The sequence below is a fragment of the Vibrio sp. S457-15 genome (genome assembly GCF_000960545.1).
Lineage (GTDB): Bacteria > Pseudomonadota > Gammaproteobacteria > Enterobacterales > Vibrionaceae > Vibrio > Vibrio parahaemolyticus.
The window spans coordinates 171,030-188,236 of the sequence record NZ_JYOQ01000142.1 but is presented as its reverse complement, the minus strand read 5'-3'; the positions used below and the strand labels follow the sequence as shown (position 1 = coordinate 188,236).

The following is a 17,207-nucleotide window of genomic DNA, read 5'->3' as shown; positions in this document are numbered from 1 at the left end:
AACACTATTATTACAAGTACAAAAAGGAAACTTTATGGCTCTAGAAAGAACGTTTTCCATTGTTAAGCCTGACGCTGTGGAAAGAAACCTGATCGGTGAAATCTACAATCGAATCGAGAAGGCAGGCCTGCGTATTATTGCAGCGAAAATGGTTCACCTGACAGAAGAGCAGGCGAGCGGCTTTTACGCAGAACATGAAGGTAAAGAATTCTTCCAACCTCTAAAAGAGTTCATGACTTCTGGCCCTATTATGGTTCAAGTGTTGGAAGGCGAAAATGCGATTGCACGTTACCGCGAATTGATGGGTAAAACCAACCCAGAAGAAGCGGCAGCAGGCACACTTCGCGCAGATTACGCGCTAAGCATGCGTCATAACTCTGTGCATGGTTCAGATAGTCCTGAATCAGCGGCTCGTGAGATTGAGTTCTTCTTCCCTGAGTCAGAAATTTGCCCTCGCTAATTGGTAGTTAGTTTGTGCTCGTAAAGATAGTTAGCCTCGGATAATTCCGGGGCTTTTTATTATCGAAACAGTTCGAAGACGCATTGGTTAGGTTGTTTGATATTTAACCGATGTGTTTTTAATGCCTTAGCAAAGACAGGGTTTTAGACCTCTTGTTGTAGCTGCATAAAGGCTGTACAATTCGCGCCCTTATTCTTGTTTCAGTCATTGAGAGGCAACATGACTACTGAAAAAATCAATCTACTCGACTTTGATCGCAAAGGCATGCGTCAGTTTTTCGCGGAAGAACTAGGCGAGAAAGCGTTTCGTGCTGATCAGGTTATGAAGTGGATCTACCATTTCGGTGTTGATGACTTCGACAACATGACGAACATCAACAAGAAACTACGTGAAAAACTGCAGCACAAGTGCGAAATTAAAGCCCCAACGGTTGCAGAAGCTCAGCACTCTTCAGACGGCACGATTAAGTGGGCAATGAAGGTGGGTGACCAAGACGTAGAAACGGTTTACATCCCAGAAGAGGATCGCGCGACGTTGTGTGTATCTTCTCAGGTAGGTTGTGCGTTGGAGTGTAAGTTCTGTTCGACCGCTCAACAAGGCTTCAACCGTAACCTAAAAGTATCTGAAATCATCGGTCAGGTGTGGCGTGCTGCACGTGAAATCGGTTTGCAAAAAGAAACTGGTCGTCGTCCAATCACTAACGTCGTAATGATGGGTATGGGAGAGCCTCTTCTTAACATGAAGAACTTGATCCCTGCGCTAGAAATCATGTTAGACGATCTTGGTTTTGGCCTGTCTAAGCGTCGCGTCACTGTATCGACTTCTGGTGTAGTATCAGGCCTTGATCAGATGACAGGCAAAATCGACGTAGCATTGGCGATTTCTCTACACGCGCCAAACGACAAGTTACGTAGTGAAATCATGCCAATCAACGACCGTTGGGATATTCAAGACTTCTTAGCATCAGTTCGTCGTTACATCGCATCTTCGAACGCAAACCGTGGCAAAGTAACAGTCGAGTACGTGTTGCTTGATCATGTGAACGATGACATGGACCACGCACGTGAGCTGGCTGAGTTGATGAAAGACACACCATGTAAGATCAACCTGATTCCGTTTAACCCGTACCCAGGTTCTCCTTACAAGAAGCCAAGCAACTCACGTATTGACCGATTCCAAAAAACATTGATGCAATACGAACATACAGTGACGGTTCGTAAAACACGTGGCGATGATATTGATGCGGCATGTGGTCAGTTAGTTGGTGATGTTATTGACCGTACTAAACGTACTGCGGCTTTAAAAGCTGCGCGCGGTGCAGAAACCATCGACGTAAAAGCGGTATAATTTGCCCCAAATTAAAAATAGCCAGAGCCTTTGCTCTGGCTATTTTGTTTGTTGTATTTGTAAAGTAACCCCTGAAATTGAATGGTTTTGGCGTTTATTTCAATTTACTGTGTCAAAGTTTGGACAAAAGCTTGAGCTATCTGTTAGTTTGAGTGGAAAGAGTTTTTGTCTTCGTTATACATTCGCTTATCATGGTGAAGAACATTCATGAAGACACCGATTATTCTCAACATTTTTTCTCATACGCTTTGCTGATTTTTGCAAAACGGGTATTCACACTCAATTGTTGAGAATTTCTTAAAAATATAATTTTGGTTAACGCGAACAGGCTAGCTATCTTTAAGTGAGGCTTAAGAACAACAACGAAAATAAATAACCGTGTTAGCCACTAAAACAGATTAAATACCACCATTATGACAGAACACGAAAATACCAATGAAGTACCGCTTTCGATTGAAGCGGGCACATTACTCAAAAATAAACGCGAATCTTTAGGTATGACTCAAAAGCAAGTTGCTGATCGCCTGAGACTTCGCGTTTCTGTTATTGAGGATATTGAAAACAACCGATTTGAATCTCAGCAAGTAGCGACATTCACTCGCGGCTATTTGCGTTCTTACGCAAAGTTTGTTGGGCTAGATGAGAAAGTGGTGCTGGTTGCTCTAGAACAGACGGCAGATGTAAAGCCAAAAGAGCAAGAAATCGAAATGCAAAGCTTTTCTCGTAAAACCAAACACGAGAAACACAACAGCCGAATTATGTTGCTGACTTGGGTAATAGCCATTGTCATCATCGGTATCTCAGCAGCTTGGTGGTGGCAAAATCAGCAAGAAAATAGTCTCGCTCAAGTTGTAGCAGAGGCTAATGTTGAAACAAGCCAACCAAGTGCCGATGAAATTGCTGATATTGATCTCATGACCGAAGAAGAGCTGATCGCAAGTACTCCAGCAGAACTAGCGGCATCAAACAATACAGCATCAGAATCATCCATCAATGCAGCGCAAACTGATGAAGTGGTACCTGCGGAAACAGAAGAGTCGACAACAGAAGCAACTAAAGAGCCAGTTGCTGTGATTGAAGCAGCAGAAGAGATTCAAGATGCATCTCCTGTAGTGCCAGAAGGTATGACTCTGCTCACCATGAAATTTAAAGCAGATTGCTGGATCCAAGTAAAAGATACAAACGGCAAAACGCTCGTAAGTGGCACTCAGAAACCGGGTCAAGACGTAGAACTTACCGGAAAAGCGCCATTTAAAGTGATATTAGGCGCACCGGAAGGTGTAACAATGACATTTGCAAGTGAACCTGTCGACCTTTCTGGGTATACTTCAGGCAAAGTAGCTAGATTCACTCTACCGTTATAAAAAATTATGCAACACGAATCTCCAATTATTCGTCGTAAATCGACGCGTATTTATGTGGGTGATGTGCCAATTGGTGATGGTGCGCCAATTGCCGTACAGTCAATGACTAACACTCGCACGACTGATGTGGAAGCGACAGTCGCACAAATCCGAGCACTAGAAAAAGTCGGCGCAGACATCGTCCGTGTTTCAGTACCAACGATGGAAGCAGCAGAAGCGTTTAAGCTGATCAAACAGCAAGTATCTGTTCCTCTGGTTGCTGATATTCACTTTGACTACCGTATCGCACTGAAAGTCGCGGAATACGGCGTCGATTGTTTGCGTATCAACCCAGGTAACATTGGTAACGAAGAGCGTATTCGCTCGGTTGTTGATTGTGCGCGTGATAAGAATATCCCGATCCGTATTGGCGTTAATGGCGGCTCTTTGGAAAAAGATCTGCAGATGAAATACGGTGAACCAACGCCTGAAGCCCTAGTTGAATCAGCGATGCGTCATGTTGATCATCTCGATCGTCTTAACTTTGATCAGTTCAAAGTCAGCGTTAAAGCATCGGATGTATTCCTTGCGGTTGATTCTTACCGCTTGCTAGCGAAGAAAATCGACCAGCCGCTTCACTTAGGTATTACTGAAGCTGGTGGTGCACGCGCAGGTGCCGTGAAGTCAGCAGTTGGCTTGGGCATGCTTTTATCGGAAGGTATTGGTGATACGTTACGTATCTCTTTAGCTGCTGATCCAGTCGAAGAAATCAAAGTCGGTTTCGATATTCTGAAATCTTTGCGTATTCGCTCTCGTGGCATCAACTTTATTGCTTGCCCAAGTTGTTCACGCCAAGAATTCGATGTTATTGGTACCGTAAATGCGCTTGAGCAGCGTTTAGAAGACATAATCACACCAATGGATGTGTCTATTATTGGCTGTGTGGTAAATGGTCCTGGTGAAGCTGAGGTTTCCCATTTGGGTCTTGCGGGTAGCAACAAGAAGAGTGCGTTCTATGAAGACGGAAAACGTCAAAAAGAGCGTTTCGATAACAATGACCTTGTGAATCAGCTAGAAGCAAAGATCCGTGCGAAAGCGTCTATGATGGATAGCGAAAATCGCATTGAAATAAAAGTACAAGATTAATCTCAACGAGTATTACGGTAAGTATTGTGGCAAAAACAATCCAAGCAATCCGAGGCATGAACGATTGTCTCCCAACTCAATCTCCACTGTGGCAGAAACTTGAAAACACAGTGAAAAATGTAATTAGCGCATACGGTTATAACGAAGTGCGCATGCCAATCGTTGAAGAAACAAACCTATTCAGCCGCGCTGTTGGTGAAGAGACAGACGTCGTTTCAAAAGAAATGTACACCTTTGATGATCGTAACGGAGACAGCCTAACACTTCGCCCTGAAGGTACTGCGGGTTGTGTACGTTCATGTATTCAAAACAGCCTGATCAACCGTGACGAACAGCGTCTGTGGTACATGGGGCCTATGTTCCGCCATGAGCGTCCGCAGAAAGGTCGTTACCGTCAATTCCACCAATGTGGTGTGGAAGTGTTTGGTCTAAATGGCCCTGACGTTGACGCCGAGCTTATCATGATGACTGCACGTCTATGGCGTGAATTAGGCATCGACAAGCACGTTCGTCTTGAACTGAACTCAATCGGTTCTCAAGAAGATCGCGCAGACTACCGCACAGCACTGGTTGCCTTCCTTGAACAACATATCGATGTGCTAGACGAAGATTGTAAGCGCCGCATGCACACTAACCCACTGCGTGTTCTGGATACGAAGAACCCTGACATTCAGGCTATTTTAGGTGATGCACCGCGTCTTTCTGAGTACTTAGGTGAAGAATCTAAAGCACACTTCGCAGGTCTATGTGAACTTTTAGACGCAGCAGGTATCGAATACACAGTTAACGAACGTCTTGTTCGTGGTCTGGATTACTACAACCGCACAGTATTTGAGTGGATCACTGAAAGCCTTGGTGCTCAAGGCACTGTGTGTGGCGGTGGTCGCTACGACGGTCTTGTAGAGCAACTTGGTGGCAAACCAACACCAGCAGTTGGCTTTGCAATGGGTCTAGAGCGTCTAGTTCTTATGTTGGAAACTTTAGAGCTTACAGACGTACGTCGCAGTGTGGATGTTTACGTGGTAACTGCAGGTGAAGGCACCATGATGGCAGGTATGAAGCTAGCAGAGCAGCTTCGTGAAGCTATTTCAGGCGTTCGCGTGATGAATCACTTCGGTGGTGGTAACTTCAAGAAACAGTTTAAACGCGCAGATAAAGTAGGTGCTGTTGTAGCATTGGTTCTGGGCGAAAACGAAGTTGCCGACAATACCGTTGTACTAAAAGATTTAGTTGGTGGTGAGCAAGAGACTTACAGCCAAGCTGAAGTTGCTGAGAAGATCGCAGCACTGATTTAAGTCTTTTAATAAGCTAAAGATTAAATCCTAGTTCGTAACAATAAGGCTCCCAAAATCGGAGCCTTTCGACGAAATAGGAGCAATGGCAGCTTTGCTGCCATTTACATGTTTTAAGAGGACAGGAAGTGGAACTTTACGATACTGAAGAACAACAAGTTGAAGCTATTAAAGACTGGTGGAAGGAAAACGGTAAAGCCGTCATCATCGGTGCTGTTGTTGGCTTAGGTGGTCTATTTGGCTGGCGTTACTACCAGGATACTGTGATTCAGGCGAGTGAAACAGCTTCGCAAAGCTACACAACCGCAATGAATACGCTGCAAGAAAAAGGCGTAGATGCGCAATCAGATGTGCAAGCTTTTATCGAATCGAACGAAGTTAAAGAATATTCAGTATTGGCTGCTCTGCAACTAGCAAAAGCACAAGTCGAAGCGAAAGACTTTGCTGCTGCTCTTGAGCAACTTAAATGGGCTCAAAGCAATACGAAAGATGCTGCTTTATCTCCACTAATTAGCTACCGCATCGCTCGTATCGAGACAGAAATGGGTAACTTTGATGCTGCAAACACTGAGCTAGGCAAAGTGACAGATACAGCATGGGCTGGTCGCATTGCTGAATTGCGTGGTGATATTGCACTTCGTCAAGGTGACAAAGATGCAGCTTACGCGGCTTACACAGAAGCGCAGCAAGCAGCAGATGCAAGCCCAACACTGCAAATGAAATTGGACGACTTGGCGAAATAATAAGGACCGCATTGGATGAAAAGAGTCTTTAAGAAAGCCTTGTTAGGGGCATTAACGGTGGGCATCCTAGCTGGTTGTGCTGGCGAGGAAGATACCATCGTTATGGCACCACTACCGCAGGTAGATAGCCAGTTTACGACCAAGAGTGAATGGAACACATCGATTGGTGATGGTGTTGGTCATTACTTCTCAAAGCTTTCTCCTGTCTACGCAAACGACATGTTGTTTGTCGCGAGCCGTGATGGTTTGGTGAAAGCGCTTGATCCAGAAAATGGTAAGCAATTATGGCAAACCGATCTGGAAGAAGACGTGATTGCTCGTCTGTCTGGCGGTATTACTGCGGCGTACGAACATCTTTACATCGGTTCTGAAAATGGTGAAGTGATTGCACTAAGCCAAGAAACTGGTGAAATCATTTGGCGCATTAAAGTCGGTGGTGAAGTTCTGGCGAAACCCGTTGCGGATTCAGGCTTGATCATCGTAAATACCAGCCGTGGTATGTTGATTGCTTTGGATGAAAGCTCTGGTGAGCAGCGCTGGGCACTAAGTACTGAAGTTCCAAACCTGACACTACGCGGAGACAGCACTCCAACTGCGATTGGTGGTGGTGTTTTCTGGGGTACGGCAAATGGTCGACTAGCCGCAGCGATTGTGGAACGTGGTCAGCTTATTTGGCAACAGCCAGTAGGCACACCGAAAGGCGCTACGGAAATTGACCGTCTGGTTGACGTTGACTCTTCTCCTATTGTACTGGGCGGAACTCTTTTCACCATTGGATACAATGGTCAGTTGATCGCTATTGATTTGCGTTCGGCTAACCCAATCTGGAAGCGTAATTATTCGTCAGCGAACGATATCGCAACGGACGGCAGTCGTATCTTTGTGATCACCGAAAAAGATCACGTGGTCGCGGTTGATGCTCGAAGCGGTACTGAACTGTGGGAAAATAGCCTATTAGAACACCGTCAGTTAACTGCGCCAGTTATCTTCGGTAACTATTTAGTTTTAGGTGATACCCTAGGTTACCTGCACTGGTTAGATCGTTCGACGGGTGAGTTCGTAGCTCAACAATTCGTTGATGACAGTGGTTTTGCGGTTGGTCCGACTCTATTGTCTGATGGTTATGTCATTACAACTCGCAACGGCGATGTAAAGAAACTAACCATTAACGAATAATATCGTGATATAATTCACATTCGGCTCCTGGCTGGTGACAGTTAGGAGCCGTTTTGTTGTTTGAAATTTTTAACCCTGACGTGGTTATAGGTAAAAAGCTGGCTTGATTTGGCATCGGGCAAGTCGTTACCTATAACTACAGAAGAAAGATTATTGTAGAGGTTGTTATGGTACCTGTTGTTGCTCTAGTAGGGCGTCCGAACGTAGGTAAATCTACACTATTTAACCGATTGACACGCACACGTGACGCGTTGGTTGCGGACTTTCCAGGCCTAACGCGAGACCGTAAATACGGCCAAGCTCGTCTTGATGAAGAGCACGAATTCATTGTCATTGATACTGGCGGTATTGATGGCACAGAAGAAGGCGTGGAAACCAAAATGGCAGAGCAGTCGCTAGCAGCGATTGATGAAGCTGACGTTGTGCTATTCCTTGTTGACGGTCGTGCTGGTCTTACACCTGCTGATGAAGCGATTGCGGCGCATCTGCGTAAAATTGAAAAACCAGCGATGCTGGTAGTAAACAAAATTGATGGTATTGATGCTGACGCTGCGTGTGCTGATTTCTGGCAGCTTGGTGTTGATGACATGTACCAAATCGCGGCTGCACACGGTCGTGGTGTTACAGCGTTGCTTGAGCGTGCGCTAGCTCCATTCTTTGATGATTTACTAACAAGTGAATCAGAAGAAGGTGAGATTGAAGATCTGACAGAATTTGAAGACGCTGAAATTGCACCAGACGAATACACCGAAGAAGAAGCGGAAGCGGAGTTCCAACGTCTACAAGAACAGCCAATTAAACTGGCAATCATTGGTCGTCCAAACGTTGGTAAGTCGACGTTAACCAACCGTATTCTTGGCGAAGAACGTGTTGTGGTATACGACATGCCAGGCACAACTCGTGACTCAATCTACATTCCTATGGAACGTGATGGCCGTGAGTATGTAATCATTGATACTGCGGGTGTACGTCGTCGTGGTCGTATTAACGAAACGGTTGAGAAATTCTCCGTTGTTAAAACGTTGAAAGCCGTCGAGGACGCAAACGTAGTGCTATTGGTTATCGACGCACGTGAAAATATTTCTGACCAAGACTTGAGCCTGCTAGGTTTTGCATTGAACGCTGGTCGTTCAATCGTATTAGCGGTAAACAAGTGGGATGGTCTAGATAACGAAGTAAAAGAGAACGTGAAGAAAGAGCTGGACCGCCGCCTAGGTTTCGTTGACTTTGCTCGTATTCACTTTATCTCTGCACTGCACGGTACTGGTGTTGGTCACTTATTTGAGTCTATCCAAGAAGCGTACAAGTCGGCAACGACACGTGTTGGTACCTCTGTTTTGACTCGTATCATGAAGATGGCGACTGATGATCACCAACCGCCAATGGTTCGTGGCCGTCGTATCAAGCTAAAATACGCGCACGCAGGTGGTTACAACCCACCAATCGTCGTGATTCACGGTAACATGGTTCGTGAACTTCCGGATTCATACAAGCGTTACTTGATGAACTACTTCCGCAAGTCACTGGAAATTATGGGTACGCCAATTCGTATCAACTTCCAGAATAGCGAAAACCCGTTTGAGAATCGTGCGAACAAGCTAACCTTGTCTCAAGAGCGTAAGCGTAAACGTATGATGTCTGTGGTTAAAAACCGCAAAAAATAATTTAAGTATTTGAAGATACCCAAGTTTTTACTTGGGTATTTTTTTATCTGTTTTTTGCAACCTCTAAAAGTGATGTGAGATGTGTCCTTTTCTAAACCTTACTTTCATCATTATCACAATATTCTTCTGCGCGGTTTTCCTCTAGTGATATTAGTGATGACGTGCAGATTCCTGTATCTTCAAATGCTCAGCACAAAACCTTAACTTCTTACATTCACAGAGATAAGCAAAGCATGACGATTACCGCGACACAAACCCGTTTCTGCCATCAAACTTGGCAGTTGGACGCTCAGATTCAACTCGTTCAAAACCACAATGAAGCGACCTACGTAGTCACCGACGTGACTCCGTTTCATCCCGTTAGCCATATCTGGCCTGATCATCCCGCGGATAAAGGCATCTTAGTATTTAATGATCAACAATTTGAAGTGATTGATTGCCAAGTTGGTGCCATTGAAGTGGCAACCGGAGAGTTATTTGTTGGAGCGGCAATCCCTGTAAAACGCGATACAGAAGGTTGGTTATTTGTTGTCGTACATGTATTAGCGCTTGTTGACACTCTATCTCAAGATACACGAGTGACGCTGAAAGTGGACAAAGAGTACCAACAAGCATTGAGTCGTGGACACAGTGCAGGTCATCTCGCCTACTTAGCCCTAAATAAAGTCCTCGCTGCCAGTTACTGGCGTAAAGATGCTGATCGTAAAGACCCACATGGCAACTATGATTTTAATAGTTATGCCCAAGAAGCCAGCTTTGTAACACCAGACAAGTGCCTAGATACTTACCGTTTAGGTAAAACACTCCGTAAAAGAGGCCTAAACAGCGCAGAAATGCTGTCAGACTTAGAGAAAATAGAGAGTCAGGTGAATGCACAATTGAAGCTTTGGCTGGAAAGCGACGCGGCGATCATTATGGACTGCCATGGTGACAACTTGACCGATTCTCGTTATTGGAAATGTGACTTGGGAGAGGGGGAATTGGCCGTGATCCCTTGTGGAGGAACGCACGCAGAGCATTTGAGTGACTTTGGCTCGATACACGTCAAGTTGGTCGAAATGGATTCACAAACGATTGAAATGCACACCGATGTAATAGCTTGCTTTTCCAGTTAGATCTTTTTATTAAATTCTGTTTTTTTCTTTTTTTAATTTTATTTTAGTGTTTTATATTGCTTAAAATTGGAATGCAGAATATGTAACTTATGCTTTCGGTGTGTGGTTATATAAATATTCTTTTAGGGGGTGATCGCTGATCAAATGGTAAATATCCGATGATCAGAATAAGATCTTTCTTAAAGTAAGCTTTTCGTGAAGTAAACCCATTACCTTGCATACGGTGATATACATCAAGGTTAGCGGTTAGAAAATGTGAATACTGGAGTGAGTGAAACAGTAAGGTGAGAGATATGCAACAGAACAAATGTCCAGATTGCGAAGTAGAACTAGAATGGACAGGCCAATACCATTGTGGCCAATGTGAATCTGATTTCAAAAAAGTAGGTTTTTGCCCGGACTGTGGTGCTGAGTTAGAAAAGCTTCAAGCTTGTGGGGCTGCGAATTATTTCTGCAATACCTGTAATGAACTCAAATCCAAATCTCGTGTGCGATTTGAGTTTCAAAAAATCAGCTGACTAAGCTCACTTTAAAGTCGACTAACTAACGGTAGAGTGAATCTCACCATTAGCCAAACGGGTGACTAAAAGATCGCCCGTTTTTACATCATCTGCGCTTGTAACGACCTTACCTTGCTCCGTTTGCGTGATGGAGTAACCACGCTTGAGTGTCGCTAGGGGACTGACGGTATCTAACTTTTCTGCCGCAATCGCTAACTGATGACGCATTGTCAGTAGTTTTCGATCCATTGCGTCCAATAGCTTGTGCTCAACACGTTCAAGTCTCGACTTTTGTTGTGCTAAGTGTTTAACAGGAGAGTTTAATTGCAGACGATGGTGTTTACGCTCAACGGCTTGTTGACGTGTATCGATGAAGCGCTGTATAGCTCTACGCAAACGCATATCCAGCTCATCGAGTTGCTGTGACTGACGCTGCAACTGATAACTTGGATGTTGGCGTTCTAAGCGATGCAGAAGTTGCGCAGATTGCTGTTTTTGCTGCGCTAAGTAGTAGCGCATCGCACTAGCTAGTTTATGCTGTTTCGCTACAAGCGATTGATCTTTATGGCTGTTGTCACGGCTAACCAGTTCAGCGGCAGCTGATGGAGTAGGAGCTCGTACATCGGCAACAAAATCGGCAATCGTCATGTCGACTTCATGGCCCACAGCACTAATGATCGGGATTTGACTTGCAGCAATAGTGCGAGCAAGGATCTCATTGTTAAAGCACCATAAGTCTTCTAGAGAGCCGCCGCCACGACCAACAATCAATACATCACATTCATTTCGGCTATTCGCACGACCGATTGCTTGGGCAATTTGAATGGCTGCGTCATCACCTTGGACCATGGTCGGATAAATCACCACGGGTAGGGAAGGATCACGGCGTTTTAAAACGTCCAATATGTCGTAAAGCGCTGCACCTGTTTTAGAAGTAATGACACCAACACGCTTTGGGTGTTCTGGTAGTGGCAGTTTGTTGGTTTGAGCGAACAAACCTTCAGCTGCCAACTTCATCTTAAGCTCTTCAAACTCTTGTTGCAGGCGACCATCGCCTTCAGGCTGCATGCTTTCTATGATCAATTGGTAGTCACCACGTGGCTCATACAGAGACAGACGGGCTTTAACTAAAACTTGATTGCCGTTTGCAGGTTTGAAAGTAACGCGACGATTGTTACCACGGAACATGGCACATTTTACTTGAGCACGAGAATCTTTAAGGGTGAGGTACCAGTGACCGGAAACAGGAGCAGAGAAGTTGGATATCTCTCCGACAAGCCAAACGATCCCCATTTCGTTTTCAAGGAGTAAACGAACTTCCGCGTTGAGACGAGAAACAGTGAAGATGTTCTGATTGGTCTTGGAGAGCACAGCTAATCTCTTAGACGTGAGTATGGAAATTAGCGGAAATATAATACATAGCAAGGGGGTAATTGCAAGAAAAAAATTAAAAAACTTGTAGTCAAGCGATTGCGTTGAACGTATAATCCCTCCGCAATATCTAATCCAAATGTAACTTGTTACCTAAAACCAGTTACCCTCATTATGCGAAACGATGAGATTGGATTGTTCTTTTTACTCCTCTAATTGTGAGATATTGCAAATGCTAAGAATTGCCAAAGAAGCGCTGACATTCGATGACGTACTACTTGTGCCAGCACACTCCACCGTTCTCCCAAACACAGCTGATCTTCGCACTCAGTTGACGAAAAACATCAGTCTGAACATCCCTATGATTTCTGCGTCGATGGACACCGTGACGGAAGCCCGTCTAGCTATCGCTCTTGCGCAGGAAGGTGGCATTGGCTTTATCCACAAGAACATGTCTATTGAGCAACAGGCTGCCGAAGTTCGTAAAGTAAAGAGTTTCGAAGCTGGTGTTGTATCAGACCCTGTGACAGTGAACCCAGACGCAACCATCGCTGACGTAGTCGCTCTGACTGAAAAGCACGGTTTTGCAGGCTTCCCTGTAGTAACAGAGCACAACGAGCTAGTCGGTATCATCACTGGCCGTGACGTACGCTTTGTGACTGACCTATCTAAGAAAGTATCTGCGGTAATGACGCCTAAAGAGCGTCTAGCTTCTGTAAAAGAAGGTGCAACTCGTGAAGAAGTTCAAGAGAAAATGCACGAAGCGCGCGTTGAAAAAGTACTGGTAGTGAACGATGAGTTCAAACTAACCGGTATGATCACGGCAAAAGACTTCCATAAAGCAGAACGTAAACCAAACGCATGTAAAGATGAGCGCGGTCGTCTACGTGTTGGCGCAGCTGTTGGTGCTGGTGCGGGTAACGAAGAACGTGTTGCTGCACTTGTAGAAGCAGGCGTTGACGTACTACTTATCGACTCTTCTCACGGTCATTCAGAAGGCGTTCTACAACGTATTCGTGACACTCGTGCTGCGTACCCAGATCTAGACATCATCGGCGGTAACGTCGCAACAGGTGCTGGCGCGAAAGCACTGATCGAAGCTGGCGTGAGTGCAGTGAAAGTCGGTATTGGCCCTGGTTCTATCTGTACGACTCGCATCGTAACGGGTGTTGGTGTTCCTCAAATCACAGCAATCGCTGACGCGGCTGAAGTGGCTAACGAATACGGTATCCCAGTGATTGCTGACGGCGGTATCCGTTTCTCTGGCGACATCTGTAAAGCAATCGTAGCAGGCGCATCATGTGTGATGGTTGGTTCTATGTTCGCAGGTACAGAAGAAGCGCCGGGCGAAGTGATTCTTTACAACGGCCGTTCTTACAAAGCTTACCGTGGTATGGGTTCTCTAGGCGCGATGTCTCAAGGTTCTTCTGACCGTTACTTCCAATCTGATAACGCAGCAGACAAGCTTGTACCAGAAGGCATCGAAGGTCGTATCGCATACAAAGGCCGCCTAAAAGAGATCGTACACCAACAAATGGGTGGTCTACGTTCAAGCATGGGTCTAACGGGTTCTGCAACTATCGAAGACATGCGTACTAAAGCTGAATTTGTACGTATTTCTGGTGCGGGTATGCAAGAATCTCACGTACACGACGTTCAGATCACTAAGGAAGCGCCAAACTACCGTCTAGGTAACTAATAGCCTAACGTAAACGTTTGCTTTTTCCTTGAAGCATTAAGAAGAGGCGAGTACACTCGCCTCGGTTTTAATCACTTAGCCTTAAAAGACTGCTCAAAATGACTAAAAATATCCATGACCAACGTATTCTGATCTTGGACTTCGGTTCTCAGTACACTCAATTAGTTGCGCGTCGCGTACGCGAAATCGGCGTTTACTGTGAGCTATGGAGCTGGGACGTAGAAGAAGCGGATATTCGCGAATTCAACCCAGATGGCATCATCCTTTCTGGTGGCCCAGAAAGCGTTACAGAAGAAAACTCTCCTCGCGCTCCTCAATATGTATTTGACTCAGGTGTTCCTGTACTTGGTGTATGTTACGGCATGCAAACCATGGCAGAACAGCTAGGTGGTAAAGTAGCGGGCTCAAACGAGCGTGAATTTGGCTACGCACAAGTAAAAGTTTCTGGCGAATCTGCGATCTTCAAAGATCTTGAAGCGACTCAAGACGTTTGGATGAGCCACGGCGACAAAGTTGTAGAAATTCCAGCAGACTTCGTAAAAGTCGGTGAGACAGACACTTGTCCTTACGCGGCAATGGCGAACGAAGAGAAGAAATACTACGGCGTTCAGTTCCACCCAGAAGTAACGCACACGAAAGGTGGCCTACAAATGCTAGAGAACTTCGTTCTTGGCGTATGTGGCTGTGAGCGTCTATGGACCTCTGAATCTATCATCGAAGACGCTGTTGCTCGTATTAAAGAGCAAGTGGGTGACGATGAAGTGATCCTAGGTCTTTCTGGTGGTGTAGATTCATCCGTTGTGGCGATGCTGGTTCACCGTGCAATTGGCGACAAGCTTACATGTGTATTCGTGGATAACGGTCTGCTTCGTCTAAACGAAGGTCAGCAAGTAATGGATATGTTCGGCGATAAGTTCGGCCTAAACATCATCAAAGTTGACGCAGAAGAGCGTTTCCTTGAAGCGCTGAAAGGCAAGTCTGACCCAGAAGAAAAACGTAAAACTATCGGCCACGTGTTCGTAGACGTATTCGATGAAGAATCGAAGAAGCTGAAAAACGCAAAATGGCTTGCTCAGGGTACTATCTACCCAGACGTAATCGAGTCTGCTGCATCTAAAACTGGTAAAGCGCACGTGATCAAATCACACCACAACGTGGGCGGTCTACCTGACGATATGGAAATGGGTCTAGTTGAGCCACTACGTGAATTGTTCAAAGATGAAGTTCGTAAGATAGGTCTAGAGCTAGGTCTTCCGTACAACATGCTTTACCGCCACCCATTCCCAGGTCCTGGTCTAGGTGTTCGCGTTCTTGGCGAGATCAAGAAAGAATACTGTGACTTGCTACGTCGTGCTGACGCTATCTTTATTGAAGAGCTTCACGCAGCAGACCTATACGACAAAGTATCTCAAGCGTTCACGGTATTCCTACCAGTTCGTTCTGTAGGCGTAATGGGCGACGGTCGTAAATACGATTGGGTGGTATCACTGCGTGCAGTTGAAACTATCGACTTTATGACAGCGCATTGGGCACACCTACCATACGACTTCCTAGGTAAGGTATCTAACCGTATTATCAACGAAGTTGAAGGTATTTCACGAGTTGTTTACGACATTTCTGGTAAGCCACCAGCGACAATCGAGTGGGAATAATTTTCCTCTAGATTGTTGAGTTTACAAGAACCAGCCTCCGGGCTGGTTTTTTTGTACTTCAAATTTGTGAAGAGGTGGCTCAACTTTTTCGTGAGAAATATATACACACGTCCAAATTAAATATATATTCATTTTTATTGTTTAAATATTAAAATGGTATTGCTATGGAACAGGCTGACGTTACCTCTCTCATTCCCATCCTTATTACTCTTTTCCTCGCGCTGACTACGAGAAATGTCGTCGTTGGTTTATTCGCCGGTGTGGCCAGTGGCGTCGCCATGCTTGAAGGGACATTTGTCGAAAAAGGACCACTAGACTCGTTTAGTTCGTTGATGAAAAGCTATCTACTGCCGCAACTTACGGATAGCTACAACGCTGGTGTGATTTTGTTATTAGTGTTTATTGGTGGTTTCGTCGCTTTAATGGAAAAGTCAGGCGGTGGTGTTGCCTTTGCTAAAAAGGTCACTCAGTGGGTGGCGAGTAAATGCCAAGCTCAGATCTCGGCATGGTTTGGTGGTGTCGTTATTTTCTTCTCAGACCTTGGTACGCCCTTGATTGTTGGCCCTGTTTTTCGCCCTTTATTTGATAAGTTAAAAGTATCACGCCAAAAATTAGCTTTCATTATCGATTCTACTTCCTCTCCCGTCGCAATCTTGATTCCTTTTATCGGGTGGGGCGTTTACATCATGGGATTGATTCAAAAAGAGTTTACTGCCCTGAATGTCAGTATGAGTGACTGGGATGCTTTCATTGGTGCGATCCCGTATCAGTTTTATGCCTTTCTTGCGATCGCGATTGTGCCGATTGTCTCTTTCTTCAAGTTAGATTTCGGACCGATGGCGAAGGCTGAGCAGTTAGCAGAACAGGGTTCCGATTTTGGGAAAGTGCAGGAATCGATGAATGTGTTTACGCATAAAAATGCAAAATCCAGTTTTGTATGGGCACCTTTGCTCGTTATGCTGGTGGTTCTATGTACCATCCTGGTGCCACACGGTTTTCCATTTCAAAAAGTGGCAGGCTCAACGTTTAGGGCTGCACTCTCTTCTGCATACTTCTTCGCTGCCTTCACTTTAATTGCGCTGATGGCATTTTATGGCGTCAGAAAGCTTTCCGATGGTATCCAAGTGTACCTCAAAGGCATGTCAAACATGATGTCTGTCGCGGTTATCTTGGTATTGGCTTGGGCGCTTAGCTCTGTTGGGAAAGAATTAGGTGCAGCTGCATATATTGCTGAACAAGCTCAAGCCGGTTTCCCGTATTGGCTATTGCCAGCCGTTGCTTTTTTGCTTGCCGGTATTATCTCGTTTGCTACGGGATCATCTTGGGGCACGTTCGCCATCATGATGCCATTAGTGATCCCAACGGCCGTTGCGATTGATGCTCCTTTGCTAGTTTGCATTGGTGCCGTGTTATCTGGCGGTTTATTTGGTGATCACTGTTCTCCAATCTCTGAAACCACGATTCTGTCGTCAACAGGAGCTGGGTGTGAACAGTATGAGCACTTCCGTACACAGTTGCCTTACGCGATGTTGAATGGCTTGATTGCACTTGGGGGCTTTCTTTTGGCAGGCGTTGCTGCCTCACCAGTGATTGTACTTGCGGCGATTGTCGCTCAGTTCGCTATTTACTATGTGCTATCAAAACAGAAGCCAACCGAGCAACTTGAGTCTGTTTCAGCAGAGTAATAGAGATAGAAATA

At 45.3% G+C, this 17,207-nt stretch carries 14 protein-coding genes; 13 read left to right on the top strand and 1 reads right to left on the bottom strand.

Translation table 11 applies throughout. The features are described 5' to 3' along the window. Nucleotides 1-34 precede the first annotated feature (34 nt). From ndk to UF05_RS16280, 10 genes are all read left to right on the top strand, one after another. A complete protein-coding gene (ndk, locus tag UF05_RS16325; protein WP_005460254.1) occupies nucleotides 35-460 on the top strand; it encodes a nucleoside-diphosphate kinase in 426 nt (141 codons plus the stop codon). Nucleotides 461-679: 219 nt separating this feature from the next. Then, on the top strand, nucleotides 680-1,807 hold the full coding sequence (locus tag UF05_RS16320; RefSeq protein ID WP_015296287.1) for a bifunctional tRNA (adenosine(37)-C2)-methyltransferase TrmG/ribosomal RNA large subunit methyltransferase RlmN: 1,128 nt from the start codon (nucleotides 680-682) through the stop codon (nucleotides 1,805-1,807). Between the two features lie 413 nt (nucleotides 1,808-2,220). Continuing rightward, entirely contained in the window at nucleotides 2,221-3,171 is a 951-nt protein-coding gene (gene rodZ / locus UF05_RS16315) for a cytoskeleton protein RodZ (RefSeq protein ID WP_045545500.1), read from the top strand. 6 nt (nucleotides 3,172-3,177) lie between these two features. Beyond that, nucleotides 3,178-4,296 (top strand): flavodoxin-dependent (E)-4-hydroxy-3-methylbut-2-enyl-diphosphate synthase, encoded by a 1,119-nt coding sequence (gene ispG, locus UF05_RS16310; RefSeq protein ID WP_005460234.1) that lies wholly within the window; start codon nucleotides 3,178-3,180, stop codon nucleotides 4,294-4,296. Between the two features lie 26 nt (nucleotides 4,297-4,322). Continuing rightward, nucleotides 4,323-5,591, top strand: coding sequence for a histidine--tRNA ligase (gene hisS, locus UF05_RS16305; RefSeq protein ID WP_020904180.1), 1,269 nt, complete (start codon nucleotides 4,323-4,325; stop codon nucleotides 5,589-5,591). A gap of 125 nt (nucleotides 5,592-5,716) precedes the next feature. After that, on the top strand, nucleotides 5,717-6,331 hold the full coding sequence (locus UF05_RS16300; protein ID WP_005460236.1) for a YfgM family protein: 615 nt from the start codon (nucleotides 5,717-5,719) through the stop codon (nucleotides 6,329-6,331). A gap of 15 nt (nucleotides 6,332-6,346) precedes the next feature. Next, nucleotides 6,347-7,507: an outer membrane protein assembly factor BamB gene (gene bamB, locus UF05_RS16295; RefSeq protein ID WP_045545499.1), complete on the top strand. Its 1,161-nt coding sequence runs from the start codon at nucleotides 6,347-6,349 to the stop codon at nucleotides 7,505-7,507. A gap of 167 nt (nucleotides 7,508-7,674) precedes the next feature. Further along, nucleotides 7,675-9,171 carry a ribosome biogenesis GTPase Der gene (der, locus tag UF05_RS16290; protein ID WP_005483018.1) on the top strand — a complete coding sequence of 499 codons (1,497 nt, stop codon included), beginning with the start codon at nucleotides 7,675-7,677 and terminating at the stop codon, nucleotides 9,169-9,171. 233 nt (nucleotides 9,172-9,404) lie between these two features. Then, the gene (locus UF05_RS16285) at nucleotides 9,405-10,286 is read left to right on the top strand and encodes an alanyl-tRNA editing protein (protein ID WP_045545508.1); all 882 of its coding nucleotides are present in this window, start codon (nucleotides 9,405-9,407) and stop codon (nucleotides 10,284-10,286) included. A gap of 293 nt (nucleotides 10,287-10,579) precedes the next feature. Next, nucleotides 10,580-10,804 carry a zinc ribbon domain-containing protein gene (locus UF05_RS16280; RefSeq protein WP_005460239.1) on the top strand — a complete coding sequence of 75 codons (225 nt, stop codon included), beginning with the start codon at nucleotides 10,580-10,582 and terminating at the stop codon, nucleotides 10,802-10,804. A 21-nt stretch (nucleotides 10,805-10,825) separates the two neighbouring features. Here the strand turns inward: UF05_RS16280 and xseA are convergent, their stop codons facing one another. Next, the gene (gene xseA / locus UF05_RS16275) at nucleotides 10,826-12,157 is read right to left on the bottom strand and encodes an exodeoxyribonuclease VII large subunit (protein WP_020840141.1); all 1,332 of its coding nucleotides are present in this window, start codon (nucleotides 12,155-12,157) and stop codon (nucleotides 10,826-10,828) included. Nucleotides 12,158-12,389: 232 nt separating this feature from the next. Here xseA and guaB point away from each other — a divergent pair, with 232 nt between their 5' ends. The 3 genes from guaB to UF05_RS16260 all read left to right on the top strand — a co-directional run bounded on the left by guaB (nucleotide 12,390) and on the right by UF05_RS16260 (nucleotide 17,193). Continuing rightward, complete coding sequence (gene guaB, locus UF05_RS16270) at nucleotides 12,390-13,856, top strand: IMP dehydrogenase (protein ID WP_020840142.1); 1,467 nt, start codon at nucleotides 12,390-12,392, stop codon at nucleotides 13,854-13,856. A 98-nt stretch (nucleotides 13,857-13,954) separates the two neighbouring features. Continuing rightward, nucleotides 13,955-15,508: a glutamine-hydrolyzing GMP synthase gene (guaA, locus tag UF05_RS16265; protein WP_005460250.1), complete on the top strand. Its 1,554-nt coding sequence runs from the start codon at nucleotides 13,955-13,957 to the stop codon at nucleotides 15,506-15,508. A 164-nt stretch (nucleotides 15,509-15,672) separates the two neighbouring features. After that, a complete protein-coding gene (locus UF05_RS16260) occupies nucleotides 15,673-17,193 on the top strand; it encodes a Na+/H+ antiporter NhaC family protein (protein WP_045545498.1) in 1,521 nt (506 codons plus the stop codon). The last annotated feature ends 14 nt before the right edge of the window (nucleotides 17,194-17,207 follow it).

Bases quoted from the DNA above. Each gene is read 5' to 3' on its own strand.
- UF05_RS16320 (WP_015296287.1), top strand. From the start codon at position 680: ATGACTACTGAAAAAATCAATCTACTCGACTTTGATCGCAAAGGCATG.
- UF05_RS16285 (WP_045545508.1), top strand. From the start codon at position 9,405: ATGACGATTACCGCGACACAAACCCGTTTCTGCCATCAAACTTGGCAG.
- UF05_RS16280 (WP_005460239.1), top strand. From the start codon at position 10,580: ATGCAACAGAACAAATGTCCAGATTGCGAAGTAGAACTAGAATGGACA.
- bamB (WP_045545499.1), top strand. From the start codon at position 6,347: ATGAAAAGAGTCTTTAAGAAAGCCTTGTTAGGGGCATTAACGGTGGGC.
- guaA (WP_005460250.1), top strand. From the start codon at position 13,955: ATGACTAAAAATATCCATGACCAACGTATTCTGATCTTGGACTTCGGT.
- der (WP_005483018.1), top strand. From the start codon at position 7,675: ATGGTACCTGTTGTTGCTCTAGTAGGGCGTCCGAACGTAGGTAAATCT.
- ispG (WP_005460234.1), top strand. From the start codon at position 3,178: ATGCAACACGAATCTCCAATTATTCGTCGTAAATCGACGCGTATTTAT.
- guaB (WP_020840142.1), top strand. From the start codon at position 12,390: ATGCTAAGAATTGCCAAAGAAGCGCTGACATTCGATGACGTACTACTT.
- rodZ (WP_045545500.1), top strand. From the start codon at position 2,221: ATGACAGAACACGAAAATACCAATGAAGTACCGCTTTCGATTGAAGCG.
- ndk (WP_005460254.1), top strand. From the start codon at position 35: ATGGCTCTAGAAAGAACGTTTTCCATTGTTAAGCCTGACGCTGTGGAA.
- UF05_RS16260 (WP_045545498.1), top strand. From the start codon at position 15,673: ATGGAACAGGCTGACGTTACCTCTCTCATTCCCATCCTTATTACTCTT.